The organism is Micromonospora sp. NPDC005299 (genome assembly GCF_042872345.1).
Classification (GTDB): Bacteria; Actinomycetota; Actinomycetes; order Mycobacteriales; family Micromonosporaceae; genus Micromonospora.
This window is the reverse complement of sequence record NZ_JBIAKG010000003.1, coordinates 71143-93449: the sequence shown is the minus strand read 5'-3', so window position 1 is coordinate 93449 and position 22307 is coordinate 71143. Positions and strand designations below refer to the sequence as shown.

At 72.6% G+C, this 22307-nt stretch carries 35 protein-coding genes and 1 tRNA gene; 31 read left to right on the top strand and 5 right to left on the bottom strand.

Going from position 1 to position 22307, the window contains the following annotated elements:
• Nucleotides 1-45: 45 nt before the first annotated feature.
• A complete protein-coding gene (locus ACFYPD_RS09740) occupies nucleotides 46-1353 on the bottom strand; it encodes a D-arabinono-1,4-lactone oxidase (RefSeq protein ID WP_387110843.1) in 1308 nt (435 codons plus the stop codon).
• A gap of 226 nt (nucleotides 1354-1579) precedes the next feature.
• Between ACFYPD_RS09740 and ACFYPD_RS09735 the strand changes: the two genes are divergently transcribed.
• The gene (locus ACFYPD_RS09735) at nucleotides 1580-2155 is read left to right on the top strand and encodes a TetR family transcriptional regulator (protein ID WP_387110841.1); all 576 of its coding nucleotides are present in this window, start codon (nucleotides 1580-1582) and stop codon (nucleotides 2153-2155) included.
• 114 nt (nucleotides 2156-2269) lie between these two features.
• Here the strand turns inward: ACFYPD_RS09735 and ACFYPD_RS09730 are convergent, their stop codons facing one another.
• The gene (locus ACFYPD_RS09730; RefSeq protein ID WP_387110839.1) at nucleotides 2270-3478 is read right to left on the bottom strand and encodes an amino acid deaminase/aldolase; all 1209 of its coding nucleotides are present in this window, start codon (nucleotides 3476-3478) and stop codon (nucleotides 2270-2272) included.
• Between the two features lie 299 nt (nucleotides 3479-3777).
• Here ACFYPD_RS09730 and tmk point away from each other — a divergent pair, with 299 nt between their 5' ends.
• The 6 genes from tmk to ACFYPD_RS09700 all read left to right on the top strand — a co-directional run bounded on the left by tmk (nucleotide 3778) and on the right by ACFYPD_RS09700 (nucleotide 9683).
• Nucleotides 3778-5844 (top strand): dTMP kinase, encoded by a 2067-nt coding sequence (gene tmk / locus ACFYPD_RS09725; RefSeq protein WP_387112309.1) that lies wholly within the window; start codon nucleotides 3778-3780, stop codon nucleotides 5842-5844.
• Nucleotides 5841-7127, top strand: a complete 1287-nt coding sequence (locus tag ACFYPD_RS09720) for a DNA polymerase III subunit delta' (protein WP_387110837.1) — start codon at nucleotides 5841-5843, stop codon at nucleotides 7125-7127. The genes tmk and ACFYPD_RS09720 overlap by 4 nt, the downstream gene beginning before the upstream one ends.
• Before the next feature lie 126 nt (nucleotides 7128-7253).
• A complete protein-coding gene (locus tag ACFYPD_RS09715) occupies nucleotides 7254-7583 on the top strand; it encodes a YbaB/EbfC family nucleoid-associated protein (protein WP_099162865.1) in 330 nt (109 codons plus the stop codon).
• Nucleotide 7584: 1 nt separating this feature from the next.
• Nucleotides 7585-7890: a hypothetical protein gene (locus ACFYPD_RS09710; RefSeq protein WP_387110835.1), complete on the top strand. Its 306-nt coding sequence runs from the start codon at nucleotides 7585-7587 to the stop codon at nucleotides 7888-7890.
• Nucleotides 7890-8558, top strand: coding sequence for a hypothetical protein (locus ACFYPD_RS09705; RefSeq protein WP_387110833.1), 669 nt, complete (start codon nucleotides 7890-7892; stop codon nucleotides 8556-8558). The genes ACFYPD_RS09710 and ACFYPD_RS09705 overlap by 1 nt, the downstream gene beginning before the upstream one ends.
• 288 nt (nucleotides 8559-8846) lie before the next feature.
• Nucleotides 8847-9683 (top strand): stage 0 sporulation family protein, encoded by an 837-nt coding sequence (locus tag ACFYPD_RS09700; protein ID WP_387110831.1) that lies wholly within the window; start codon nucleotides 8847-8849, stop codon nucleotides 9681-9683.
• 114 nt (nucleotides 9684-9797) lie between these two features.
• On the opposite strand, the gene ACFYPD_RS09695 is transcribed toward ACFYPD_RS09700, so the two are convergent.
• Nucleotides 9798-11534 carry a metallophosphoesterase family protein gene (locus ACFYPD_RS09695; RefSeq protein ID WP_387110829.1) on the bottom strand — a complete coding sequence of 579 codons (1737 nt, stop codon included), beginning with the start codon at nucleotides 11532-11534 and terminating at the stop codon, nucleotides 9798-9800.
• Between the two features lie 133 nt (nucleotides 11535-11667).
• On the opposite strand from ACFYPD_RS09695, the gene ACFYPD_RS09690 reads away from it, so the two are divergent.
• Nucleotides 11668-11741, top strand: a tRNA-Thr gene (locus ACFYPD_RS09690).
• A gap of 95 nt (nucleotides 11742-11836) precedes the next feature.
• On the opposite strand, the gene ACFYPD_RS09685 is transcribed toward ACFYPD_RS09690, so the two are convergent.
• Together ACFYPD_RS09685 and ACFYPD_RS09680 are read right to left on the bottom strand one after the other, a co-directional pair.
• On the bottom strand, nucleotides 11837-13033 hold the full coding sequence (locus ACFYPD_RS09685; protein ID WP_387110827.1) for a tyrosine-type recombinase/integrase: 1197 nt from the start codon (nucleotides 13031-13033) through the stop codon (nucleotides 11837-11839).
• 2 nt (nucleotides 13034-13035) lie between these two features.
• The gene (locus tag ACFYPD_RS09680) at nucleotides 13036-13452 is read right to left on the bottom strand and encodes a helix-turn-helix domain-containing protein (RefSeq protein WP_387110825.1); all 417 of its coding nucleotides are present in this window, start codon (nucleotides 13450-13452) and stop codon (nucleotides 13036-13038) included.
• Nucleotides 13453-13669: 217 nt separating this feature from the next.
• On the opposite strand from ACFYPD_RS09680, the gene ACFYPD_RS09675 reads away from it, so the two are divergent.
• The 23 genes from ACFYPD_RS09675 to ACFYPD_RS09565 all read left to right on the top strand — a co-directional run bounded on the left by ACFYPD_RS09675 (nucleotide 13670) and on the right by ACFYPD_RS09565 (nucleotide 22201).
• Nucleotides 13670-13906, top strand: coding sequence for a helix-turn-helix domain-containing protein (locus ACFYPD_RS09675; protein WP_387110823.1), 237 nt, complete (start codon nucleotides 13670-13672; stop codon nucleotides 13904-13906).
• Between the two features lie 91 nt (nucleotides 13907-13997).
• Nucleotides 13998-14261 carry a hypothetical protein gene (locus tag ACFYPD_RS09670; protein WP_387110821.1) on the top strand — a complete coding sequence of 88 codons (264 nt, stop codon included), beginning with the start codon at nucleotides 13998-14000 and terminating at the stop codon, nucleotides 14259-14261.
• Complete coding sequence (locus ACFYPD_RS09665) at nucleotides 14258-14479, top strand: hypothetical protein (RefSeq protein ID WP_387110819.1); 222 nt, start codon at nucleotides 14258-14260, stop codon at nucleotides 14477-14479. The genes ACFYPD_RS09670 and ACFYPD_RS09665 overlap by 4 nt, the downstream gene beginning before the upstream one ends.
• Nucleotides 14476-14718: a hypothetical protein gene (locus ACFYPD_RS09660; protein WP_387110817.1), complete on the top strand. Its 243-nt coding sequence runs from the start codon at nucleotides 14476-14478 to the stop codon at nucleotides 14716-14718. The genes ACFYPD_RS09665 and ACFYPD_RS09660 overlap by 4 nt, the downstream gene beginning before the upstream one ends.
• A complete protein-coding gene (locus ACFYPD_RS09655; protein ID WP_387110815.1) occupies nucleotides 14715-14903 on the top strand; it encodes a hypothetical protein in 189 nt (62 codons plus the stop codon). Before ACFYPD_RS09660 ends, ACFYPD_RS09655 begins: the two co-directional genes overlap by 4 nt.
• On the top strand, nucleotides 14900-15142 hold the full coding sequence (locus tag ACFYPD_RS09650; protein ID WP_387110813.1) for a hypothetical protein: 243 nt from the start codon (nucleotides 14900-14902) through the stop codon (nucleotides 15140-15142). Before ACFYPD_RS09655 ends, ACFYPD_RS09650 begins: the two co-directional genes overlap by 4 nt.
• Nucleotides 15142-15450: a DUF4326 domain-containing protein gene (locus ACFYPD_RS09645; protein WP_387110811.1), complete on the top strand. Its 309-nt coding sequence runs from the start codon at nucleotides 15142-15144 to the stop codon at nucleotides 15448-15450. The genes ACFYPD_RS09650 and ACFYPD_RS09645 overlap by 1 nt, the downstream gene beginning before the upstream one ends.
• Entirely contained in the window at nucleotides 15447-15701 is a 255-nt protein-coding gene (locus ACFYPD_RS09640) for a hypothetical protein (protein WP_387110809.1), read from the top strand. Before ACFYPD_RS09645 ends, ACFYPD_RS09640 begins: the two co-directional genes overlap by 4 nt.
• 2 nt (nucleotides 15702-15703) lie before the next feature.
• Nucleotides 15704-16366 carry a hypothetical protein gene (locus tag ACFYPD_RS09635; RefSeq protein WP_387110807.1) on the top strand — a complete coding sequence of 221 codons (663 nt, stop codon included), beginning with the start codon at nucleotides 15704-15706 and terminating at the stop codon, nucleotides 16364-16366.
• Complete coding sequence (locus tag ACFYPD_RS09630; protein WP_387110805.1) at nucleotides 16363-16545, top strand: hypothetical protein; 183 nt, start codon at nucleotides 16363-16365, stop codon at nucleotides 16543-16545. Before ACFYPD_RS09635 ends, ACFYPD_RS09630 begins: the two co-directional genes overlap by 4 nt.
• Nucleotides 16545-16787, top strand: a complete 243-nt coding sequence (locus ACFYPD_RS09625; RefSeq protein ID WP_387110803.1) for a hypothetical protein — start codon at nucleotides 16545-16547, stop codon at nucleotides 16785-16787. Before ACFYPD_RS09630 ends, ACFYPD_RS09625 begins: the two co-directional genes overlap by 1 nt.
• Nucleotides 16784-17269, top strand: a complete 486-nt coding sequence (locus tag ACFYPD_RS09620) for a hypothetical protein (RefSeq protein ID WP_387110801.1) — start codon at nucleotides 16784-16786, stop codon at nucleotides 17267-17269. Before ACFYPD_RS09625 ends, ACFYPD_RS09620 begins: the two co-directional genes overlap by 4 nt.
• A complete protein-coding gene (locus tag ACFYPD_RS09615; protein WP_387110799.1) occupies nucleotides 17266-17412 on the top strand; it encodes a hypothetical protein in 147 nt (48 codons plus the stop codon). Before ACFYPD_RS09620 ends, ACFYPD_RS09615 begins: the two co-directional genes overlap by 4 nt.
• Nucleotides 17409-17663, top strand: a complete 255-nt coding sequence (locus ACFYPD_RS09610) for a hypothetical protein (protein ID WP_387110797.1) — start codon at nucleotides 17409-17411, stop codon at nucleotides 17661-17663. Before ACFYPD_RS09615 ends, ACFYPD_RS09610 begins: the two co-directional genes overlap by 4 nt.
• Nucleotides 17660-17809, top strand: a complete 150-nt coding sequence (locus tag ACFYPD_RS09605) for a hypothetical protein (RefSeq protein ID WP_387110795.1) — start codon at nucleotides 17660-17662, stop codon at nucleotides 17807-17809. Before ACFYPD_RS09610 ends, ACFYPD_RS09605 begins: the two co-directional genes overlap by 4 nt.
• Nucleotides 17806-18810: a YqaJ viral recombinase family protein gene (locus ACFYPD_RS09600; RefSeq protein WP_387110793.1), complete on the top strand. Its 1005-nt coding sequence runs from the start codon at nucleotides 17806-17808 to the stop codon at nucleotides 18808-18810. Before ACFYPD_RS09605 ends, ACFYPD_RS09600 begins: the two co-directional genes overlap by 4 nt.
• On the top strand, nucleotides 18807-19604 hold the full coding sequence (locus tag ACFYPD_RS09595; protein ID WP_387110791.1) for an ERF family protein: 798 nt from the start codon (nucleotides 18807-18809) through the stop codon (nucleotides 19602-19604). The genes ACFYPD_RS09600 and ACFYPD_RS09595 overlap by 4 nt, the downstream gene beginning before the upstream one ends.
• Nucleotides 19601-19984, top strand: coding sequence for a hypothetical protein (locus tag ACFYPD_RS09590; RefSeq protein WP_387110789.1), 384 nt, complete (start codon nucleotides 19601-19603; stop codon nucleotides 19982-19984). Before ACFYPD_RS09595 ends, ACFYPD_RS09590 begins: the two co-directional genes overlap by 4 nt.
• Nucleotides 19981-20154, top strand: a complete 174-nt coding sequence (locus ACFYPD_RS09585; protein ID WP_387110787.1) for a hypothetical protein — start codon at nucleotides 19981-19983, stop codon at nucleotides 20152-20154. Before ACFYPD_RS09590 ends, ACFYPD_RS09585 begins: the two co-directional genes overlap by 4 nt.
• Nucleotides 20154-20495, top strand: coding sequence for a hypothetical protein (locus tag ACFYPD_RS09580; protein ID WP_387110785.1), 342 nt, complete (start codon nucleotides 20154-20156; stop codon nucleotides 20493-20495). Before ACFYPD_RS09585 ends, ACFYPD_RS09580 begins: the two co-directional genes overlap by 1 nt.
• On the top strand, nucleotides 20492-21292 hold the full coding sequence (locus tag ACFYPD_RS09575) for a hypothetical protein (RefSeq protein ID WP_387110783.1): 801 nt from the start codon (nucleotides 20492-20494) through the stop codon (nucleotides 21290-21292). The genes ACFYPD_RS09580 and ACFYPD_RS09575 overlap by 4 nt, the downstream gene beginning before the upstream one ends.
• A 61-nt stretch (nucleotides 21293-21353) precedes the next feature.
• Nucleotides 21354-21665, top strand: a complete 312-nt coding sequence (locus ACFYPD_RS09570; RefSeq protein WP_387110781.1) for a hypothetical protein — start codon at nucleotides 21354-21356, stop codon at nucleotides 21663-21665.
• Complete coding sequence (locus ACFYPD_RS09565) at nucleotides 21662-22201, top strand: hypothetical protein (protein WP_387110779.1); 540 nt, start codon at nucleotides 21662-21664, stop codon at nucleotides 22199-22201. Before ACFYPD_RS09570 ends, ACFYPD_RS09565 begins: the two co-directional genes overlap by 4 nt.
• The last annotated feature ends 106 nt before the right edge of the window (nucleotides 22202-22307 follow it).

Sequence of the window (22307 nt, the reverse complement as noted above, 5' to 3'; positions counted from 1 at the left end):
CAGGAAGTGGGCCCAGCGGCCGCTTCCTGCCACGATCTTCGGGAGTCAGGCGCCAAGCACCTGGTCCAGGTAGGGGTTGGTGAAGCGGCGGTCGGGGTCGAGGCGGTCGCGGACGACCAGGAAGTCGGCGAACTTCGGGTAGGCGGTAGTCAGGGACTCTGCGTTCCGCCAGTGCAGCTTGCCCCAGTGGGGGCGGCCGCCCAGTTCGGTGGCGACCTTCTCGAACGCCCGGAAGTACGGCTCGTACGGCATGCCGACGTACTGGTGGATGGCGACGTACGCGGAGTCCCGCCCGTATCCGTGGGAGAGCCAGATGTCGTCGGCGGCGGTGAACCGCACCTCGACCGGGAACAGCACCTTGAACGGCAGCCCGTCCACGATGCGCTGCAACTCCGCCAGCGCGGTGGGCAGGGCGGCGCGCGGGAGGCCGTACTCCATCTCCACGAAGCGGACCCGCCGCGGGGTGCAGAAGACCTGGTCGGAGCGGCCCGTGTAGGTGCGTTCGGTGAGGGCCCGGGCGGAGATCGCGCTGATCCCGGGGGCGAGCGCGGGCACGACGCGGCCCAGCCGGCAGGCCCCGGCGAAGACGGTGTTGGAGAGGAACTCGTCGTCCAACCAGCCGCGCCAGCGGGGCAGCGGCCGGTCGTCGGCGGGTGACCGGTCGTTGGTTTTCACCTGCACCCGGTCGGTGTAGGGGAACCAGTAGAACTCGGCGTGGTCGTGCTGCTCGATGAGGCCGGGCAGGTCGTCGAGCACGGCGGCGAGCGCCGCCGGCCGCTCGTGGGCGCGGAGCACGAACGCGTCGACGCAGCGCAGCGTGACCTCGACCAGCACTCCGACGGCGCCGAGCCCGACCCGGGCGGCGGCGAACACGTCGCGGTGCTCGTCGGCGGAGCAGCGCAGCACCTCGCCGGTCCCGGTGACCAGGGTCAGCGCGGTGACGAAGGTGGACAGGCAGCCGAGTTTCGCGCCGGTGCCGTGGGTGCCGGTGGAGAGCGCTCCGGCGACGGTCTGCGCGTCGATGTCACCGAGGTTGGGCAGTGCCAGGTTGTGGGCGGCGAGCAGGTCGTTGAGCGTGTGCAGGGTCATTCCGGCCGGTACGGTGACCAGGCGGCGAGCAGTGTCGACGGTGACCTTGGTGTCCAGGTCGGCGAGGTCGAGCCGGTGTCCGTCGGCGACGGCGGTGCCGGTGAAGGAGTGTCCGCTGCCCACCGCCCGGATCGTCCGGCCGGTGTCGGCGGCGTGGCGGACCGCCTCGGCGACCTCCTCGACGGTGCGTGGGCGCACCGTCAGGGCGGCGGTGCTGCGCTGGTTGCCGGCCCAGTTGGACCAGGCGGCTGCCGTGCCGGCCATCGGACGCTCCTCGAGGTGAATATGAACTGACTTCATATCAGGAACGTTGTACCTGGTAAATACCGCAATCGAGCCCGGCTCGTTGTACCGGTAGTCACAGACTCGTGACGTGCAGATATGTTCATCCGTCGAAGGGGGGTGGCGCCGAGTGTCCACACCAGCCGCCACGACCGGGCCGCTGCGTCGGGTTCCGGTGCAGGGTCGAAGTGTCGCGCGGGTCCAGCGAATGCTGGACGCCTGCGCCGAGCTCGTCGACGAGGTGGGGTACGAGGGCTTGACCACGACCCTGCTCGCCGAGCGTGCCGAGGTGGCGATCGGGTCGGTCTACCAGTTCTTTCCGGACAAGCGGGCCATCGTGCAGGCGCTGACGCTGCGCACAATGGAGTCCTATCTCCAGCGGCTCGACGAGCGGTTCTCCTCCGCCGACCTGACCTACTGGTGGGACGGGGTCGACGCGGCGATCGACGAGTACATCTCGATGCACCGCACGGTCCCGGGCTTTCGTACCCTGCACTTCGGCGACGTGGTCGACCTGCACCTGCTCGACGAGCAGCGGGACAACAACGGGGTGATCGCCGATCAGCTCGCCCGGGTGCTCACAGAGCGGTTCGGTCTGGCCGGTGTGCCGGACCTCCGGTTCCACCTGGAGGTCGCGGTGGAGGCCGCCGACTCCTTGATCAAGCTGGCGTTCCGGCGGAAGACCGAGGGCGACGAGCGGGTGCTGGTCGAGGCGAAGGCGCTCATCCGGGAGTACCTGCACCGGCAGGTCGACGCCCGGACGGAGGCCGTCCAGCAGGGTTGAGCGGGACGTCACCGCTCGTGCCGGCGGTGACGGCAAGGTGCGACGCCCGGGTGCGACCGGGCGGGACGACGAGCGGCGGGTTCCCGAGGTGCGCGGGGGGCCCGCCGTCACCATCTAGAGGAACGCGTGGCCCTCGCCCCGGTAGGTGGGCACGGTGGCCACCACGCTGTCGCCGTCGACCAGATGCACCTCGTTGACGTGCTCGCACACCTCACCGGCCTTCGCGTGGCGGAACCACACCCGGTCGCCGATCCGTAGGGCGGTGGCGACGTCGCCGGCCAGCGGGGTCTGCACCTCGCCCGCGCCCTCAGCGCCCAGCAGCTTCAGCCCGGCCGGTAGCCACGGCCGGGGCAGTCGGCTGTCGGCGGCCGGGCCCGACGCGATCCAGCCGCCGCCGAGCACGGTGGCCAGCCCGGGTCCCGGGCGGCGGACCACCGCGCAGGCGAAGAACGCCGCCGGGGTGGGCCGCCAGGCACGGTACGCGTCGAAGAGCGTCGGCCCGTACAGGCCGGAGCCCGCGGTGACCTCGGTGACCGCGGGGTCGGCGCTGGTGGCGGCCACGCTGCCGGTGCCGCCGCCGTTGACGAACTCCAGGTCGGCGTGCTCGCGTACCGCGGCGACGGCGGCCGCCCGGCGGGCCAGCAGTTCCCGGTACGACCCGCGCTGGGTGACCCGGATGGCCGTCCCGAGCACCACCTGCCCGGGCGGGGCGTCGCCGAGGCCGGCGATCTGCGCCTCGTACGACATGAGGCCGACCAGCCGGAAGCCCGGCCGGCCGGCGACGGCGGCGGCGAGCGTGCCGGCCGCCCCGGCGCTGTGCACCGGCGAGCGCCGCACGCCGACGTGCACCCGGCCGCCCAGGGGCCGCCAGGAGGCGTCCAGTTCGAGGCAGACCCGCAGCGCCGGCCGGCGACCGGGCGGGCAGACCTGGTCGACCAGGTCGAGTTGCCCGGCGTCGTCAATCATCAGGGTCACCGCGTCGGCGAGCGCCGGGTCGGCGGCCAGCTCGGCGAGCGCCCTCCGGTCCGCGGTCGGATAGGCGACCAGCACGTCGTCGCTGACGCCGCTGCGGGCGAGCCAGAGCGCCTCGGGGAGGGCGAACGCCATCACACCGCGCCAGCCGGGCCGGGCCAGCGCCCGGGTCAGCAGCTCCCGGACCCGGACCGACTTGCTGGCGATCCGCACCGGCTTGCCGGCGGCCCGGTCGACCAGCGCGCCGGCGTTGGCGTCGAAGGCGGAGAGGTCGACCACCGCGTACGGCGGGTCGAGGTGGGCGGTCGCCCGATCGAGGCGATCGCGAAGTTTGTCACGGTCGATGGCCACGTGTGCACGCTAACTGTCTGGACGCCAATGCGAAATACCCTCGCGTCTGTCCGGGCTGCGGGCGGTGGTGCCGGCGGCCTAGGCTCGGCGAGCAGGCGAATGTCGCGAAGGGGGTCGCAGCTCGCCGCGACTAGAGTGTTCCACCGGGGATGCCCAGCTCTGGGCCGGCACGTGGAGGTACGGCCATCGAAAGCCAGAACAACGGCGAGTCGCCCGGCGTGTCGTCGCCTGCCGACCGCTCCGGTGCGGCCGCCATCCGGTCGGTGCTGCGCATCCGGCCGTTCCGCCGGCTGTGGATCGTGCTCGGCGTCGCCTCCTTCGGCGACTGGCTCGGCCTGCTCGCCACCGCCCTCTTCGCCGCCGCCCAGGTCTCCGGCAGCACCGCCCAGGGTGCCGCCTTCGGCGGCGTGACCGCGATCCGGCTGCTCCCGGCGCTGGTGCTCGGTCCGGTGGCGGGCGTCTTCGCCGACCGGTTCGACCGGCGGTGGACGATGGTCATCTGCGACCTGCTGCGCTTCGTGCTCTTCGCCTCGATCCCCCTCTACGCGCTCACCGGCGCCGCGGGAGGGCTGGTGGTCGGCTGGGCGCTGATCGCCACGTTCCTGATCGAGTCGGTCACCCTGCTGTGGATCCCGGCCAAGGAGGCCGCGGTCCCCAACCTGATCCCGCGCACCCGGCTGGAGACGGCCAACCAGCTCACCCTGATCACCACGTACGGCCTGACCCCGGTGGCCGCGGCCATCGCCCTGGCCGTGCTCGACCGCGGGGTGCGCGGGGCGGTCGGCGGCGAGCTGCCCGACTGGGCCGAGCCGGCCCAGCTCGCCCTCTGGTTCAACGCCTTCTCCCGGCTGGCCACCGCGCTGGTGGTGGCCTTCGGGATCAAGGAGATCAGCGAGGCCCAGCGCGGCGAGACGGAGCGCGTCGAGCAGAGCATGTTCCGCCAGTTCGCCGACGGCTGGAAATACATCGGCCAGACCCCGCTGGTACGCGGCCTCGTGCTGGGCATCTTCGGCGCCTTCGCCGGCGGCGGCATCGTGGTCGGCACCGCGAAGTTCTTCGCCAGCTCGCTCGGCGCCGGTGACGCCGCCTTCTCACTGCTCTTCGGCGCGATCTTCGTCGGCCTGGCGCTGGGCATCGGGCTCGGGCCGATGATCGTCCGGGACATGTCCCGGCGCCGCTGGTTCGGCATGAGCATCGTGCTGGCCAGCGCCTCGGTGCTGGTGCTCGCCTTCGCCATCCACCTGTCCATGGCGATGCTCGGCGCGATCCTGGTCGGCGCGGGCGCCGGCATGGCCTTCCTGGCCGGCACCACGCTGCTCGGCGGCGAGGTCGCCGACGAGGTGCGCGGCAGGGTCTTCGCGGTGGTGCAGATCGGCACCCGGCTGGTGCTGATCCTGGCCATCGCGCTGAGCAGCCTCCTGGTCGGCGTCGGCGGCTCCCGCCAGCTGACCATCGCCGACCTGGGCATCTCGGTCTCCTCGACCCGCCTGCTGCTGCTCGCCGCGGGCGCCGCCGGCATCTTCGCCGGGATCAGCGCCTTCGGCCAGATGGACGACAAGAAGGGCGTGCCGGTCCTCGCCGACCTCTGGGGCTCGATCCGGGGCCGCCCGCTGATGCCGTCCGAGCCCTTCGTCTCCAGCGGCCTCTTCGTGGTCTTCGAGGGCGGCGAGGGCGCCGGCAAGTCCACCCAGCTCGCCGCGCTCGCCGACCGGCTGCGCGAGCAGGGCCGGGACGTCGTGGTCACCCGCGAGCCCGGGGCCACCGCCATCGGCGAGCGGATCCGCGCGCTGGTGCTGGAGACCTCCGGCGAGGACGCCCCCTCGCCGCGCGCCGAGGCGCTGCTCTACGCCGCCGACCGGGCGCACCACGTGGCCACCGTGGTCCGGCCGGCGCTGGTACGCGGCGCAGTCGTGATCAGCGACCGGTACGTCGACTCGTCGCTGGCGTACCAGGGGGCCGGGCGGACCCTGCCCGTGCAGGAGGTCTCCTGGCTCTCCTCGTGGGCCACCGGCGGGCTCAAGCCCGACCTCGTGGTGCTCCTCGACGTCGACCCGCACACCGGCCGGTCCCGGGTCGACTCCCGCAGCCAGGCGGCCGACCGGCTGGAGGCCGAGTCGGTGGCGTTCCACGAGCGGGTCCGCTACGCCTTCCTCGACCTGGCCGCCGCCGACCCCAAGCGCTACCTGGTGCTCGACGCGTCCCGCCCGGTCGAGGAGATCACCGCGGCGGTCGCCCGGCGGGTGGACGAGTTCCTCGTCGACCCGGCCGGCATCGTGCACCCCCGCCCGGCCCAGGGCCCCGACACCACGGTCCAGCCCGAGTTATCCGACGCGGAGCTGGTGACGATGGAACGCCCCCACCGATGACGGACGTCTTCGCCGACCTGGTCGGGCAGGACGAGGCGGTGGCCACGCTCCGGCGGGCCGCCGCCTCGGCCGCAGCCCTGCTGCGCGCCGCCGCCCCGGTGGCGGCCGGCCGAGCGGGCCCGACCGGCGGCGACGACGACCTCGACGCGCTCGCCGAGGAGTTCGACGAGTCGGGCCCCGGCCCGGAGGTCGAGCCCGGCGCCGGGATGACCCACGCCTGGATCTTCACGGGACCGCCCGGCTCCGGCCGGTCGGTGGCCGCGCGCGCCTTCGCCGCCGCCCTGCAGTGCGTGCACGGCACCGGCTGCGGCCACTGCCCCGGTTGCCACACCACCCTGGGCGGGACCCACGCCGACGTGCGGCTGGTGGTGCCCGAGGGGCTCTCCATCGGCGTGAACGAGATGCGCGCGCTGGTGCTGCGGGCGGCCAGCACGCCGTCCGGCGGCCGCTGGCAGGTCGTCATCATCGAGGACGCCGACCGCCTCACCGAGGCCGCCGGCAACGCACTGCTCAAGGCGGTCGAGGAGCCGCCGCCGCGTACCGTCTTCCTGCTCTGCGCCCCCTCCACCCACCCGGACGACATCTCCGTGACCATCCGGTCCCGCTGCCGGGTCGTGCCGCTGCGGCAGCCGCCGGCCGGCGCGGTGGCCGAGGTGCTCGTACGCCGGGACGGCATCGCCCCCGACGTGGCCGAGTGGGCCGCCGCGGCGGCGCAGGGACACGTGGGCCGGGCCCGGCGGCTGGCCAGCGACCCGGAGGCCCGGCAGCGCCGTGACGCCGTGCTCGCCGTGCCGCGCCGGCTGACCGGGGTCGGAGCTGCGTTCGACGCCGCCTCCGCGCTGATCGAGGCGGCCGAGGCGGAGGCCGCCGCATCGGTCGCCGAGATCGACGAGGCGGAGAGGGCCGCACTCCAGACCGCGCTCGGCGCGGGCGGGACCGGCCGGGGTGCGGCCGGGGCCATGCGGGGCGCCGCCGGGCAGCTCAAGGACCTGGAGAGGCGGCAGAAGTCGCGGGCCACCCGGGCCCAGCGGGACGCGCTCGACCGGGCGCTGGTCGACCTGGCCGGCTTCTACCGGGACGCGCTCACCATGGCGCTGCGGGCGCCGGTCGCCCCCGTGCACACCGACACCGCGGCGCTGGCCGGCGCCGGCGCGCAGAAGTGGGACGCCGATGGGGCACTGCGCCGGCTGGAAGCCGTGCTGGAGTGCCGGGCGGCGATCGAGGCGAACGTCAAGCCGCGGATCGCGGTGGAGGCCATGATGCTCGCCCTGTGGAAGGGCTGACCACCGCCGGTCGAGGTTGTCCACAGGGCATCGACAGGCTTTGTTGACTGCGGTACGGTCCGGTGTGGCCGCGCGGTGACGGTTGCGGCACGCTCAGTGACGAGGTCAGCCGGGAGGAGTCCGCCCATGCCACGGGGGGAGATCGACGAGGCCTGGATCGAGGAGGCGGTGCGGCGCTACCGGCGCATCGAGACCCTCCAGGCCGAGTTCGACCAGGCGGTGGCGACGGTCGAGGTCACCGTCCGCTCGCCGGACGGCCTCGTCGAGGTGGTGGTGACGGCCGGCGGCCGGATCACCGACGTGCGCTTCCTCGGCCCGCTGCACCAGCGCAGCCCCCGGGACGTCGCCGGCTCGGTGCAGGCCGCGGTGACCGCCGCCGCCGACGCGGCGCAGTGGGCCCGGGAGAAGCTGCACAACGAGACCTTCGCGGCCTACCGGCCGCTGGCGGGAGCCTGACATGGAGACGCTGCGCGCCCTGGCCGCCCGCCTGGACGAGGCCGGCGCGGCCCTCGCCACGCTCGCCCACACGGTGACCGCCACCGACCCGCCCCACCCCGCGTTCGGCGCCCACGCCACCGGCCGGCCCGGCGAGGTGGGCCGCGCCCTGCACCGGCAGTGGACCGCGGCCACCGGCGACCGGGCCCGCGAGGCGCAGGCCGCCGCCACCCGGCTGGCGGCCGCCGCGGCCGCCCTGCGCAGCGCCGCCGACCGCTACCCGGGGACCGACGAGTCCGTCGCGCGGCGGCTGGCGCGGGAGGCGTGATGGACACCCTCGACCGCCTCGCCGAGCCGGGTCTCGACCTGCTCGCCCGGGTCGACGCGCTGCTCGCCGCCGGCGCACCCGAGGGGCACCGGCTCTGGCCGCTGCTGCGCCGGATGCAGGTGCTGCCCGGCGCCGCCGTGCGCGAGTTCCTCGACCTGCACCCCGCGCCGCTGACCGGCGCCGGCCACGCCGTGCGCCGGCTCGTCCGGGGCTACGACGACACCTGCGCCGTCCTCGCCGACCCGGTCGCCTGGTCCGGGCCGGCCGCCGCGGCCTACGGCGAGGCCCGCACCGCCCTGCTCCGGCACCTTGACGAGGGGCCGGAGAGCCTGGTCGGGCGGCTGGAGTCGACCGCCGGCTACGCCGATGCGCTGGCCGACTGGGTGGAGGGGAGCCGGGCCGCGCTGGCCCGGGCGCTGGCCGAGGCGCTGCGCTCGGCCGAGGCGGTCACGGTGCACGCCGCCACCCGCCCGGGCGCCGAGGCCGGTCGGTCCGGGGCCTTCGCGGCCGCCGAGATCGCCACCCGGGTGCTGGGCGTGCTCGGCGTGGCCTACGACGGCGCGGAGACGCTGCTGCGGCAGTGGGCGCCGAGCCTGGCCGAGACGACCTGGCGGGACCGGATCACGACCGCGCCCCGCTACGGCGGCACCACCCGGATCGGGCACTGACCGGGGCCTCGCAGGTCCACGGCGTCGCACACCGAACCGGCCGTGGCCGGGCTCCGGCGGCGACGCCGTGGCCTTCCCCTGCACCCCCCGCAGGTATGGCTTCACTCAACGCGGCCGACCGCCGTTTGTCCCGTAGCTGACTCATGTTTCAACCGTCCGGGCGAGGATCACGACACGAGGGGTCGGGGTCGGTTCGGTCGAGTCGACAATCATGGATCGCTGCGCCGGGTGACCGGACGGCGACGGGCGGCCGGCCCGGAACCGTCCGAAGGTCGTAGGGTGGTGGGCATGGGCATGCTCTGCGCGGTCAGTTTCAACCGGTACGGGCGCCTCTTCTACCTCGACCCCGGCGAGCTGCGCCCGCAGGTGGGCGACAAGGTGCTGGTGCCCACCGACGAGGGGCCCGAGGTGGCCGAGTGCGTCTGGGCCGCGCAGTGGGTCAGTGAGGACACCGCCGGCTTCCCCCGCGTCGCCGGCCTGGCCGGAGACGAGGACCTGCGCCGCGACGAGTTGCTGCGCCGGCGCAAGGCCGACGCCAAGGTGGCCGCCAAGCGGCTGATCCGCGAGCACGGCCTGCCGATGAAGGTGGTGGCGATCGACCACGTCTTCGCCACGCCGGAGACCGGCAGCGACCGGACGACCGTCTACTTCACCGCGCCGCACCGGGTCGACTTCCGCTCCCTCGTCCGCGACCTGGGGGCGACCCTGCACTGCCGGGTCGAGCTGCGGCAGCTCTCCGCCCGGGACTCGGCGCGGGTGCAGGGCGGGATCGGTTCCTGCGGCCGGGACCTGTGCTGCGCGACCTTCCTCACCGACTTCGAACCGGTGACCATCCGGATGGCCAAGGACCAGGACCTGCCGCTCAACCCGCTGCGCATCTCCGGCGCGTGCGGCCGGCTGATGTGCTGCCTGAAGTACGAGCATCCGCTCTACCAGCGCTTCCAGGAGTCCGCGCCGACGATCGGCAGCCGCGTCGCCACCCCCGAGGGCGAGGGCAAGGTCGTCGGCCACAGCGTCCCCCGCGATTCGGTCACCGTCCGCCTCGACGCCGACGGCTCCCGCTGCTCGTGCAGCCGCGCCTCCGTCTGCGCCCCCCGCCAGGCTCACGACCAGCACTACTCCTGACCCATCCCCCGCCCCCCGCCTCCCGCGCTGATCATGAAGTTAGCGGCGAGTTCGATCTCTTTCGTGCCGCTAACCTCGCGATCAACCTGAGTGGGCTGGGCTGGGGCGCGCGCCTCAGCGGAGGACGATGGGGGGCTCGGCCAGGCGGGGGGTCAGGGGGGTTTTCGGGAGGATCCAGCTCGACGCGGGGGACTGGTCGGCGTTCAGCTGCCAGGCGTGGGAGACCTTGTCGACCGCGATCGGGTAGATGGTCAGGGTGCCGTCCGGGTCGATGCGGAAGCGGAGGAACGACTTCGAGTCCTCGATGCCCTGGCCGGCGAACAGCTCGTTGACGTTCACCCCGAACGACCCCGCCACCAGCAGGTAGAGCGCTACCAGCTGGCTGGCGACCAGCCCGCTCACCGGCCCGTACAGGACGGCAGCGGCGACCGCCGGCAGCGGCCACGGCCAGTCGTAGAACGGCAGCTGCAGCCAGAGCCAGGTGCCGCCGGCGGCCAGCGCCACGTGGGCCAGCCCGTGCGTCACGCCGAGGATCCAGTGCCGGGCGTGCCGCTTCCCACCGGCGCTGGGCGGCTTGGCGAAGAACGCCGCACCCAGCAGGGTCACCGCCAGCATGATCACCAGCGGCACGCTGAACAGCCGCTGCTCGGTGGTGCCGACGTGGTTCCCCGCCACCCCGGCCATGGCCAGCATCAGCAGCGTGTGCAGGGTGCCCAGCAGGGTGGTGAAACCCGGATTGCGGAAGGGCAGCCGGGCGAAGATCCCCCACCCGTACCGCCGGGAGCGGGCCTTGTCCGGATAGCGGGCGGCCAGGTCGTACTCGCGGGTGCGGCTGGACCGGCGGGCCAGGGTGTCCCGCGGCGGCACCTCCAGCCGCTCGGGCAGTTGGTGGGTGGGGTAGAGGTAGGCGCCGCCGCCCCCGCAGGTGATGAGTTGCCGCTCGGGGCTGGTGTAGCGGGCGTAGTGGTGCAGGTCGCCGGAGACCAGCAGCCGCACCTGCGCGCCGGTGGGCGCGACGATCGTACGGATGAAGTAGTCGATCGAGTCGTAGGCGGTGGGATGGTCGTGGGCCTTGACCCACGTCGGGGCCGGCACCGCCAGAATCACCTTGGACCGCGGGGTGAGCTTCCGCGCGACCTCGTCGAAGTAGGTGAGCTGCGGGTCGTCCAGGTACGACCCGGACTGGTCGTCGAGGCCGAGCAGCCACCAGTCGGCCGGCAACTCCACGGCGAAGTACGAGCGCGACTGGCCGGTGCCCCAGCCCGCGAAGTGCCGGTCCCGGGAGCGGACGAACAGTCGCAGGAACGCGGTCAGGCCGTCGTACCAGTCGTGGTTTCCGGGCACGGCGAAGAGCGTCGGCCGCTGCGGCGGCGCGATCGGCAGCGCGGCCTGGTACGGCCCCTTGCACCGGTCCTCGTACGCCTCGTAGGCCGCCGACGGGTAGACCTGGTCGCCCCCCATCACCAGGGTCTGCGCCCGGGGCAGCCGGTGCCCCTCGACCTCCAGCTCAGGCTGGGCGAGCAGGTACGCCACCGAGTACGTGGCGTCGAAGCCGTCGCCCAGGTCGGCCACGTAGTCCAGCCAGAGCCCGCCATCCGGCCCCACCTGCCGGAACGTGTCGTCGCCGAACGCGTTCTGCAACTCGCGCTTGTCCAGGTACGCCCCGAACAGCATCGCCAGCAGGGTCCGCAGCCCGGTGCTGATGAGCAGCAGCGGCGCGAGCCACGGGACCGGCTTCCGCGGGGTGAAGCCCAGCTCCAGCGGGTCCAGGCTGCGCGGTCGTCGGCTGGCCCGCTCGCCCGGGTGCGCCTCGGGGATCGGCTGCTGCGGCGGTACGTGATCGTCACTCACCCGCCGCAGGGTAGTCCGGACCGACCGCGAAGTCTCTCCCGCGCACGTACCGAAACTCCCGGATGTCCGGTTCGGAGGTCGGGGGGATCCCGTTCGGCGTCCGGCGGGGTGTGCCGTACACTTGACGATCGTTGCCGCCTTAGCTCAGTCGGCTAGAGCGACGCACTCGTAATGCGTAGGTCGACGGTTCGATTCCGTCAGGCGGCTCGGCAACGGAAAGGGCCCCTGGCCTCGGGAAACATCCCGGGAGCCAGGGGCCCTTTCTCATGCCCTCAGAGATCAACAGTGTACGGGCAGGTGTACTACGCCCCGCCGAGCAGCAGCCGGCCCATACGGTCCGTAGCCTCCCTGGTCAGCTCCGACACCACCTTCGCGTAGCCCTGCGTGGTGCGGATGTCCGTGTGCCCCAGCACGTCCTTCACGACGTGCAGGTCCACGCCCTGCGCCACCATCAACGTCGCCGCCGTGTGCCGCGCGTCGTGCAGGCGGACCCGCTTCACCCCGGCCGCGTCGAGCAGGTCCCGCCAAGCCTGATAGTCCTGCCGCGGATCCAGCGGCCGGCCGTCGTTCTGGGTGAACACGAAGTCGCCGTCCTGCCACCACTCCCCAGCGGCGAGCCGCTCGGCCAGCTGGAGCCGCCGGTGGGTGCGCAGCTTCGCCACCAGCGGCGCCGGGATCGGCAGGGTCCGCTCGCTCTTACCCTTCGGGTCGACCAGCTGCAACCCGCCCTCGGAGCGTTGCGGGCAATCCGCGCCCCGCTTGCGCCCGCACGTCCCGCCGCAGCCGTGCTCGTAGATCCGCCGGCGCAGCTGCTTCGGGATCTCCATATGGCCCACGTCCAGGTCGACGTGCGACCAGCGCAGCCCCAGCGCCTCACCCTGCCGCAGCCCCAACGCCAACGCCACCGACCAGCGCGCCGCGTTCCGCTCCCCCGCCGCAGCAGCCAGCACCCGCATGGCCTCCTGCTCGGTGAGGAACGCCATCTTCGGCGACCTCCCCGACGGGGCGTCGATCAGCTTCGCCACGTTCCGACCGACCAGCCCGCGGCGCAGCGCCACCTCCAACGCCCGCGTCATGATGCGATGCACCTTCAGCGCGTGACTGGACGCCTTGCCCTGCCGCTCCATCGCCAGGTACATGGCGTCGAGCTGCTCCGGCTTCAACTTGTCCAGCCGCGTCTTCCCCAGATGCGGGTAGATCCAGTTCCGGCACTTCGACCGGTAGTCGTAGAGAGTCGCCGGGTTGCAGCGGCGCGGCGCCACATCGGTCAGGTACACCTCCATCCACGACTGGACGGTGGGCGCGCGGCCGGCTTTGGTGACGGCGCCGGTACGCCGCTGCGCGAGCAGCTCGTCCACGCGGGCGATGGCGTCCTCGCGGGTCTTGCGGCGCACGTGCCGCTGGTCTGCTCGGCCGTTGGGCTTGGTGCCGACGACGACGTAGGCGTGCCAGTAGCCGTCGGCACCCTGCTGGATGGTGGGGTAGGGGAGCCTCGGCACCGTCAGTCGCCTGCCGCCCGCCGTCCGCCGCTTCCGTTCCCAATGATGAGACGCAGCATGTTCCGGATGGACTCTTTGGTCGCGTCGGAGACGCTGGGGTCCATCAGGCGGCGTTGGATGGCCCGCAGCTCCGGGTCGAGGACCGCCTCAGGTTCGGTGGCGGGTTTGCCGTCGTCGCCCCAACCGAGCGCCCGGTAAGCGGCCCGCTTCGGGATGTCCAAGCCATCGCAGAACCCGTCGACCTGACTGGGGCGCGGGTCGGCGGTCCATTCACCGTCGCGCCATCGGTAGAAGGTGGTGGAGCCGACGCCGGTGCGGCGCTCGATCTCCTTGATGGTGATCCGCCGATCCTTCGCGTCTTCGAGTGCCCGTCGTACGAACCGTCCGAAGGCAGCACGACGCGCTTCGAGAGACACCATGTGAGCAACATAGGCCCCGAGATCGGGACCGTCCCCCCGAGATCGGGCAGATCCCCGAACTCGGTGAGGATGCGTAGGACGAGTCAGCTCGTCCATGACCCTGGCTGAACTGGCCTGCATGGGCTACACCCTACGGCACGTCCGGCCAGAAAAAGGGTGGCCAAAAAGTTGAGGTGTCCCCCTGTTCGGGGATCCCAGTCAGGCGTAGTCTTTCCCCATGTTCGGGAACGCAGAGCCCCAGATCCCCGAGAACGGGGACGCCCAGGTGCCGTTCCGCCTGCTCTACCCCCTCGATGAGGTCGCCGTGCTGCTCGGCGGAATCACGGAGCGGCAGGTGCACCGGTACATCGCCGAGAAGCGACTCAAGAGCACGAAGCTCGGCCGTCGTCGCCTGGTCCACCGCGACTGGATAGCCGAGTTCATCGAGCACGAAGCGACGGTCGACGCCGCCTGAAGCCCCCGGCGCCCACCCGGGCCCGGACAGCAAGCAGCCCCGCACACCCAACCAAGAGCCGCGGGGCCGCCGTACCGAAAGGGAGTATCCCATGAACCAGCTCACCACCACCACGGGCGAGCACCCCGCCGACGGTTCCCCCACCTTCGCCGTCCGCGGTCCGGCCGGGGCCATCGAGTACGACGTCCTCGGCAACCACGTCCGCGTCATCGACGACTCCGGTGAGGTCATCGACGCGATGGGCAAGGCGTTCTACACGCGGATGCGCGAGTACGTCGACCTGGGCGACAACGACGCCGTGTTCGCGGCGCTGACCGACCTGTACCGCACGGACCTCGCGGGCGGTGCGCTGTGAGCGCACTGACCAAGCAGGCCCGCGAAACCATCAAGTGGTACGGCACGATCGCCGGCTACACCCGGCACTACTTCGGCGACCACGGATGGGGCGGGGACCGGTGCGGCTGCGTCGATGACCGGTGCATCGGGTTCCACCACGACGCCGAGGACGACTGCCAGTGCCTGCCCGTGTGGCTTGACGACTACGTCAAGGCGATCCGCGGCGGTGCCCAGTGAGCCCGCGGCTGTGCGCCGAGCTGGCCGCCATCCGGCCGCTCACCGTCGCCGAGGCGTGCGCCGAGTACGCCGCCCACGTGGGTGCCATGACCGACGAGCAGCTCGCCCGTGAGGTCGCCCGCGTGGAGGCCCTGCCGGGTTGCGAGTTCCGCCGCATCGCCAACGAGGTGGCCGACGAGCGGCGCACCGCGATGGCCCCGCCCACCCGCTGGACCGCCACCACCGGAGGTGCGCTGTGAACTCCCTCTGCGTCCGTTGCGCCAACGCCCTCTCCACCGGGCAGTGCTGCTCGGCCCACAACAAGCGGCTCTGCCACCTCTGCTACCGGCTCACCCACTGGGTGGAGGTGTGCACCGCCGACTGCCCGGCGTGCGCCGCCGAGAACCTGCCCGTGAAGCTCCGCAACTGGGCGGTGCCGCGATGAGCTTCGACGCCGTCGACCTCGACGTGTTCACCGCCCACCTGAACCGCCCCGGCGCGGCACCCGCCCCCACCGCCGCCGGCGACGACCCGCCCATCCTCACCGGCCCCTGGCAACCCCGCCGGCCCACCGTCGACGAGCTGTGCGCCAGCGCCCGGCAGACCGTCGTCGACCTGCACGCCGCGATCGCCCGGTCCCGGCAGGCCCGCGGCGCCGACACCGACCTGCGCGAGGTGGCGTGATGCCGAAGCGGATTCAGCGCCAGCGCACCAAGGGCTGGCGGATGCCCGAGAACACCGTCTACGTCGGCCGGCCCACCAAGTGGGGCAACCCGTGGAAGGTCGGCGAGCGATCGCCGTGGGCCCCCTACGGGCCGATGGACCCGGCCGCCGTCGTCGAGACCTTCCGCTACGGCATCGACAACCCGCTCGGTCGGCACCTGATCCGGCAGGAACTGGCCGGCCAAGACTTGGCCTGCTGGTGCCCGCTCGACCAGCCGTGCCACGCAGACGTGCTGCTGGAGATCGCGAACGGCGGTGACCAGCGATGACCGCCGTGCCGCTGCCGCGGATCGTCCGCCGCCACAAGCCCACCCCGCAGCTCAACCCCAGCGTCCGCGAGTGCCCCATCTGCTGGGCCGGGTCCCTCACCCCGCACGAGCGGTGGTGCAACGAAGTCACCGGCCCGCAGGGACTGCCCCACCCCGCCGAGGCCCGCGTCTTCCGCGGCCTGCCCCTCGCGGTGCTGCTCGGCGCGCTCGGCTGGGTCCTCTTCTTCGCCTTCCTGATCTGGAGCAACTGACCATGACCACCACCACGACCGACCCGCAGAGCGTGGTCGACGACTTCAACGCCACCAACGGCAGCGTCACCTGGGTCGCCTACTGGACCGGCACCCGCGACGACGCCCCGAAGTACAACCTGACCGACGGCAAGGCATGGCTGCTCGGCGGCCACACCCCCGTCGTCCGGGTGCGCGGCGAGTCGTCCTGCATCGCCCTCACCCACATCGACGTGCTCCCCGGCCAGCCCGACGACATCGACGACGACAGCCGGGACCTGCCCAGCCCGGTCCGTGCCGCCGCCCGCGTCCGCGAGTACATCAGCGCGAACGGCGATGGCATCTACGACGTCATCGACGGCAACCTGCTGTACGCCCGCGACCTTGAGTCGCTCCGGCGGGCCGGCGACCAGGTCGGGAACCTCGTCATGGAGGCCGACAAGCTCCGCGCCCAGGTCGCCGAGCTGGCCGACAAGCTCCACAAGGCCGACACCGAAGTGCAGCGCCTCACCCGCGACAACACCGCCCACGCCAACGAGAACGACAAGCTGCGCAAGGTCGTCGAGGCCGTCGAGTCGCTCCTCATGGTCACCGACGGCGACCCCCTTGGCGACCTCGGCATCGCGATCCCCCTCGACGAGATCCGCCGGGTGCTGGGCAAGGCCCGAGGCGAGGTGGCCAAGTGAAGGAGCGCCTCTTCCTCTTCTCGTCCGGCAGTCCGTCGGCCCGCGTCACCTGCAAGCACTGCGGGTGGACCAGCACCGGCCGAGGCGACGCGCAGAAGGTCTTCGACCGCAGCAGCAGCCACGAGTGCGCCGGGGTGGAGAGCTACGCCGCGATGCAGGCCCGGAAGGAGGTGGCCTGATGCCCGCCGAGACCGTCACCCCCACCGGCATCAGCCGGCGCCCCGCCCTCTACATCGCCAGCACCTGGCGACCCACCACCGTCACCACCCCCGTCCACGACGAGATGGCCGCCCGCGTCTACGTCCCCCTCGACGACCACGCCATCCGCAACCTCGCCGCCCAGTGGCTCCGCGACATCGCCGCCGCCCAGACCGACCGCACCCCGTTCGTGAACACCGTCAACACCGGGAGCGTCCGATGACTCCCCTGACCCTCGTCCGGCCCGAGCCCCGCGGCCTCGTCGCCCCCGGCCTCGACCCGAGGCCCTGCGTCACCAACCCGCCCCAGATGTGGGACCTCGGCAACGACGGCAACCGGCAGGCCATGGCCCTCTGCCAAACCTGCCCCGCCATGGACGACGACACCTGCGAAATCACCCCCGGCACCATCCGCCGCGGCATCCCCTGGAGCGACCACCTCAACGAGGTCAAACTCTGCCACCGCTGCGGCCACCCGCGCATCCGCCAAAGCAACCGCGGGCCGATCACCTGCAAATGCCCCGAAAGCAGCCGCACCCGCGAGCAGGTCATCAAGGCGTGGCTCGCCGCCGGCGGCGACACCCGCCCCATCGCCGACATCGCCCCCGAACTCGGCATGGAGTACCACGCCCTGCGCGACACCCTCCGCCGCGCCCGCAAAGCCGGCGACCGGCGCGTCCCCCTGCTCAAGCAGGAGGCGGCGTGATCACCCCGCTGGCCTGCGCCGTCCCCGGCTGCGGCGTTCCCCGCCGCCGGCACGACGCGGACGACCACCGCTACCAGGTGCCCGACTGGGACACCGTCCTCGACCGCGCCCGCGCACTGAAGACCCGGAGGGCAGCCGCATGAAGCAACGGTTCACCTGCACCTACTGCGAGTTGGGCGAGTCGCTCGATGGCAGCGCCGACAAGCCCTTCTACGTCGAGGAGGTCGCCCGGGCAGCCGGTTGGCGACTCGGCACCAACGGCAAGGGCGAGAAGGTCGCCTACTGCCCGGAGTGCGCTGGCGTCGACCCGGACTACTGGGATAGCCGGACGCTGGCCATGGCGAACATGGCGGGCATTGGCGCCGGCACCGAGCACCGGTGGGGTGCCGCATGAACACCTGCGTGACCTGTGAGCTGGCCGAGGACCGCTGGCCCGTCAGCGACCCCCTCTACATCGAGGGCGGCAGCCAGTGCCCCGACTGCAACCGCTTCGACCTCAACGAGGAAGCCACCCGCAAGCACGCGGAGGAGATGGCATGACCACGCCGACCACCAGCCGCCGCATCACACCCACCGCCACCCGCGTCCTGCCCGCCGACGCCCCCCGCGACCAGTGGCTCGCCCGCCGACGCGACGGCATCGGCTCCAGCGACGTCGCCGCCATCCTCGGCGTCGCCGACCACAACACCGCCGTGCACGTCTACCGCGACAAGCGCGGCGAGCTGGTTGACGACGCCGGCGAAGCCGCGTTCTGGGGCACCGTCCTCGAGGAGCCCGTCGCCCGCGAGTGGGCCCGCCGGAATCGGTCCGTCATCCAGCGCGTCGGCCTGGTCGCCCACGTCGACCAGCCGTGGCAGATGGCCACCCTCGACCGGCAGGTCCTCGAGTGCCCGATGGACCGGTCCGTCCGCACCAGGTGCGCCCTCGAGGTGAAGTGCCGCAGCGCCTTCAAGGCCAGCCGGTGGCGCCGCGACGTCCCCGACGACGTGCTCGCCCAAACCACCTGGCAGATGCGGGTGACCGGATACGACCACATCCACGTCGCCGTTCTCATCGGCGGCAACGAGTTCAAGCAGACCGTCGTGCAGCACGACGACCGCATGGAGGCGTACGTGCTCCGCGAGGTCGATCGGTTCCGCACCGAGCACCTGCTCGCTGGCGTCGAGCCCGACTGGGACCTGTCGAAAGCGGCGGCGCTGCTGGAGATGGACGCCCTCACCCACCCGCAGCGCGTCGGCGAGATCGACCTCGACGAGGTCGGCGAGGTCATGGAGTACGCCGAGCGGTCCGCCCGCAAGGGCGCCGCCGAGCGCGCGCTCAAGGAATCCCGCGCGATCCTCGCCCGCCTCGCCGCGGGGGCGCAGACGGTCACCTTCGGCGGGGAGCTGGCCTACGAGTTCAACCCCGTCAGCAAGCGCGACGTCGACCTCGACCGGCTCGCCGAGCAGTGGCCCGACGCCTACGCCGACTGCGTGACCGAAAAGACCCACCACCAGATCCGGCTGGCGCCGGACTTCCGCCGGACGGGAGAGACCCAGTGAGCACCCTGCGAGACCGCGTCGAAGCCGACGCGAACGGCTGGCCGGCGGCCACCGAGCCGGGCACCAGCGGCCCGGAGCAGACCCCGGAGCGGCCCACCATGCGGATGGCCCCGCTCGAGGACGTCGACTACGACGACAACGAGATCCACGACGCCCCCGAGGTGCCGGTGCAGGTCGCGTTCGCCCGGGTCATGTCCGACGTGCAGTCCATCGCGAAGAAGGACCAGCGCGCCGACTCGGGCGGCCGGTACGACTTCCGCGGCGTCGACCGGGTCGTCAACGCGGTCGGGCCGGCGCTGCGCCGCCACGGTGTGCTGATGCTGCCGTCGCGGCTGCTGTCCGTGGAGTACGTGGAGGCGCGCACCTCGGGCGGCAAGGCCATCCAGGAGTGCCGCGTCCAGGTCGAGTGGACCGTGATGGGCCCGAAGGGCGACGTCCTGCCCACCACCATCCAGTCCGCCGGGCAGGCCACCGACACGCAGGACAAGGCCACCGCGAAGGCCATCTCGGTGGCGCAGCGGACCGTGTTCCTGTCGTCGCTGCACATCCCCACTCAGGACCCGGACATCGACCGCGGCCACGAGCGGGGGGAGCGGCCGGCGCCGAAGCCTGCCGACTACCGCGACGAGATCATCGACCCGCGCACGTCGCTGGGTCGGCTGCGGCAGATCCGGGTGGAGTTGCAGCAGCACCGCCTGGCTGGGGCCCGGCTGGAGAACGAGGTCGGCGACGAGGAGTCGCTGCTCGACATGGTCGACCGGGTCGGCCGCCAGCGCCGGGGGACCGAGTCGTGACCGCCCAGGTGATCGCCCGCTGCGTCGGGCAGCCGCCGGAGTTCTGGGACACCGGCGACCCCGGCAACCGCCTCGCCCTCCAACTCTGCGCCGTCTGCCCCGCCCGCCGCGACGAGAACTGCCTCGTGGGGGAGCCCGACCGGAAGCCCTTCGGCGTCATCCGCGCCGGCGTCGCCTACAACGAGCGCGGCGGACGCTGCCCCACCTGCGACTGCGGCTACCCGGTCGACGACCTCCCCGACGCCCGCCGCCAGCTCACCGGCTGCCGGCACTGCCGGGTGCCGAAGCTCCGCAGCTGGGACAGCACCTTCATGAACCGGCAGGCGTACCAGGCCAAGCGCTGGCAGACCCGCAAGGCCAAGGCGAAGGCGGCGGCATGAGCACCGGCGACCACCGCGGCACCGCGACCACCGTCGACTGCCCGCTCTGCACCGTGACCGTGCTCATCCGCGAGCCCGACCCGGTCACCGCGGTGGTCGCCGCCGCCGACGCCCTCGAGCACCACCTCAACGACCACCGCTCAGCGGTCCAGGAAGGGGATGCCCGCTGATGGCCTCCAACAACTCCCCACGCGCGTCGTCCATCTGGCCGCAGATGCCGTTCATGCGGGGCCCGGCCGCCGCCCAGCGGCTACGGGAGTGGCTGCCGCAGTACCGCCAGCAGCGCAACGAGATCGCCAACCGCCGTGAACGGGTGCTGGCGTACGACTGGGCGTGCAAGCGGCTCTGCCAGATCCTCAGCCTGTCGCACGCCCGGAACTGGAACGGCTACGTCCCGCCGTACAAGGACGCCGACGGCCGGGTCAACACGTACGAGACGCGCCGCGAGCTGATCGAGCTGCTGCGTGAGGTCGCTGCTGCCGACCGCGCCGGGCAGGAGCCGGCCGAGTGAAGCGGTGGGAATTCGAGCGCGCCGTGCTGGGGTCCGACCTGCCTGCCCCGGCCCGGCTGATCCTGCTCGCCCTCGCCGTCCTCGCCGACTGGCCCGGCGGAGTCATCCCGGCGAAGTTCTCCCCGTCGCTGTCGACCCTGCAGGTGATGACCGGGCTGTCCCGCAGTGCCCTCGCCACGCATCTCAACGCGATGGAGCGGTCCGCCAGGCGGGACGGCTGGGTGGTTCGGGCCCGCCCGACCAAGCGGCAGGCGCAGATGGAGAAGGAGCGGACCCGGTACCGATTGACCGTCCCGGCTAGTGCAGGAGACGGACTAGCTAGTGCACCTCCTGGACTAGCTAGTGCAGGAGACGGACTAGGGCTAGTCCGTGAGGTGGACCGGGCTAGTGCAGGAGGTGGACACAAGCCAGACCACTTCCAGACCTATAGCCAGACCGCAGCCAAGCAGCAGTCGCCAAACGCTCCCGAACAGATCGTCATCGAAAGCACCGGAGCCAACCTCGAGGAAGCCGAGGCGATCACCAAGCGGGTCGCCAACGAGCGGAAGCCCCGCAGCCTCCCCGGCCTCCTCCGCCGCATGGCCACCGACGGAGACCTCAACCAGCTCCTCACCGAACACCGCGCCGCCGCCAAGCGGGCATCCGTCGCCGAAGCACTCGAAGCGGCCCGCCGCGGCCCGGAATGCGATCACCGGGTGCCTGGCGGGGCTGCCCTCCACCCGAGCACCCGCGAGCCGATCTGCCCGCAGTGCCGCATGGCGGCGAAGCGGAACGGCTTGAAGGTGGTGTCCGCGTGATCGCCGCCCGCCGCCGCGAAGCCCTCCACCGACTCGCCCGCGCCCACAAGGAGACCCGACCGTGAACACCACCCAGGCCCGCACCGCCCGCATCGCTCACCGCTGCGAGGGCTGCCGCCGCAAGACCATCGCTCCCGGCCACCGCTACCTGCGGCACGTCATGTTCCCCGGCGACATCAACACCTCCGGCAAGCCGTGGGTGTCCATCCAGTGCGTGGCGTGCGCCTCCGAGCGGGACGAGACGGCACCGCTCCTGCTCGCCGACGCCTGCTCCACCTTCTGCTGCGGGGACGTGCCCTGCGCCCGCCCGGCCGGCCACAAGGACGACCACGAGTGCAAGCGGGACCTCGACCGGGTGGAGGTGGCAGCGTGACCCGGCCCCGCGACATCGGCACCAAAGCCGAAACCGCCGTCGTCCGCTACCTCGTCGCCAACGGGTACCCGCACGCAGAGAGGCGCAGCCTCCGCGGCGCCCTCGACGCCGGCGACATCACCGGCACCCCCGCCGTCTGCTGGGAAGTGAAAGGCGGGGAGGCCGCGAAGGCAGCCAGCGACCTGACGATCCTCACCTGGATGGCCGAGCTGACCACCGAGGTCGTCAACGCCAAGGCCGCCGTAGGTGTCCTCGTGGTCCAGCGTCGCGGGGTCGGGCCGTCCAACGCCGGCAGGTGGTGGGCCTACATGCACGCGTTCCAACTCGGCGCGCTGGTGACCGAGGTGGTGCCGCCCCCGGGCCGCGCGGTGTTCCCGGTGCGGATGCTGCTCGCCGACGCCGTCACCCTCCTCCGCGCCGCCGGCTACGGCCAACCCACCGAGCCGCGGCCCGCCGTCGCCCCGTACCTGCCGACCGCGGCCACACCCGAGGGCACCACCGACATCGCCCTCCCCGGACTGGAGGCCGTCCGATGAGCGAGTGGATCTGCGCCGACTGCGGCGACGGGCGCTGCGAGGACTGCGTGACACCCCGCTGCGACCACGACTGCCAAGGCCTCAACGACATCGACCCGGAGGTGAA

Bases quoted from the DNA above. Each gene is read 5' to 3' on its own strand.
- ACFYPD_RS09675 (WP_387110823.1), top strand. From the start codon at position 13,670: ATGTTCGGGAACGCAGAGCCCCAGATCCCCGAGAACGGGGACGCCCAG.
- ACFYPD_RS09650 (WP_387110813.1), top strand. From the start codon at position 14,900: ATGAGCTTCGACGCCGTCGACCTCGACGTGTTCACCGCCCACCTGAAC.
- ACFYPD_RS09620 (WP_387110801.1), top strand. From the start codon at position 16,784: ATGACTCCCCTGACCCTCGTCCGGCCCGAGCCCCGCGGCCTCGTCGCC.
- ACFYPD_RS09635 (WP_387110807.1), top strand. From the start codon at position 15,704: ATGACCACCACCACGACCGACCCGCAGAGCGTGGTCGACGACTTCAAC.
- ACFYPD_RS09670 (WP_387110821.1), top strand. From the start codon at position 13,998: ATGAACCAGCTCACCACCACCACGGGCGAGCACCCCGCCGACGGTTCC.
- ACFYPD_RS09585 (WP_387110787.1), top strand. From the start codon at position 19,981: ATGAGCACCGGCGACCACCGCGGCACCGCGACCACCGTCGACTGCCCG.
- ACFYPD_RS09700 (WP_387110831.1), top strand. From the start codon at position 8,847: ATGGGCATGCTCTGCGCGGTCAGTTTCAACCGGTACGGGCGCCTCTTC.
- ACFYPD_RS09715 (WP_099162865.1), top strand. From the start codon at position 7,254: ATGCCACGGGGGGAGATCGACGAGGCCTGGATCGAGGAGGCGGTGCGG.
- ACFYPD_RS09705 (WP_387110833.1), top strand. From the start codon at position 7,890: ATGGACACCCTCGACCGCCTCGCCGAGCCGGGTCTCGACCTGCTCGCC.
- ACFYPD_RS09680 (WP_387110825.1), bottom strand. From the start codon at position 13,452: ATGGTGTCTCTCGAAGCGCGTCGTGCTGCCTTCGGACGGTTCGTACGA.
- ACFYPD_RS09605 (WP_387110795.1), top strand. From the start codon at position 17,660: ATGAACACCTGCGTGACCTGTGAGCTGGCCGAGGACCGCTGGCCCGTC.
- ACFYPD_RS09645 (WP_387110811.1), top strand. From the start codon at position 15,142: ATGCCGAAGCGGATTCAGCGCCAGCGCACCAAGGGCTGGCGGATGCCC.
- ACFYPD_RS09640 (WP_387110809.1), top strand. From the start codon at position 15,447: ATGACCGCCGTGCCGCTGCCGCGGATCGTCCGCCGCCACAAGCCCACC.
- ACFYPD_RS09580 (WP_387110785.1), top strand. From the start codon at position 20,154: ATGGCCTCCAACAACTCCCCACGCGCGTCGTCCATCTGGCCGCAGATG.
- ACFYPD_RS09600 (WP_387110793.1), top strand. From the start codon at position 17,806: ATGACCACGCCGACCACCAGCCGCCGCATCACACCCACCGCCACCCGC.
- ACFYPD_RS09610 (WP_387110797.1), top strand. From the start codon at position 17,409: ATGAAGCAACGGTTCACCTGCACCTACTGCGAGTTGGGCGAGTCGCTC.
- ACFYPD_RS09625 (WP_387110803.1), top strand. From the start codon at position 16,545: ATGCCCGCCGAGACCGTCACCCCCACCGGCATCAGCCGGCGCCCCGCC.
- ACFYPD_RS09735 (WP_387110841.1), top strand. From the start codon at position 1,580: ATGCTGGACGCCTGCGCCGAGCTCGTCGACGAGGTGGGGTACGAGGGC.
- ACFYPD_RS09710 (WP_387110835.1), top strand. From the start codon at position 7,585: ATGGAGACGCTGCGCGCCCTGGCCGCCCGCCTGGACGAGGCCGGCGCG.
- ACFYPD_RS09720 (WP_387110837.1), top strand. From the start codon at position 5,841: ATGACGGACGTCTTCGCCGACCTGGTCGGGCAGGACGAGGCGGTGGCC.
- ACFYPD_RS09740 (WP_387110843.1), bottom strand. From the start codon at position 1,353: ATGGCCGGCACGGCAGCCGCCTGGTCCAACTGGGCCGGCAACCAGCGC.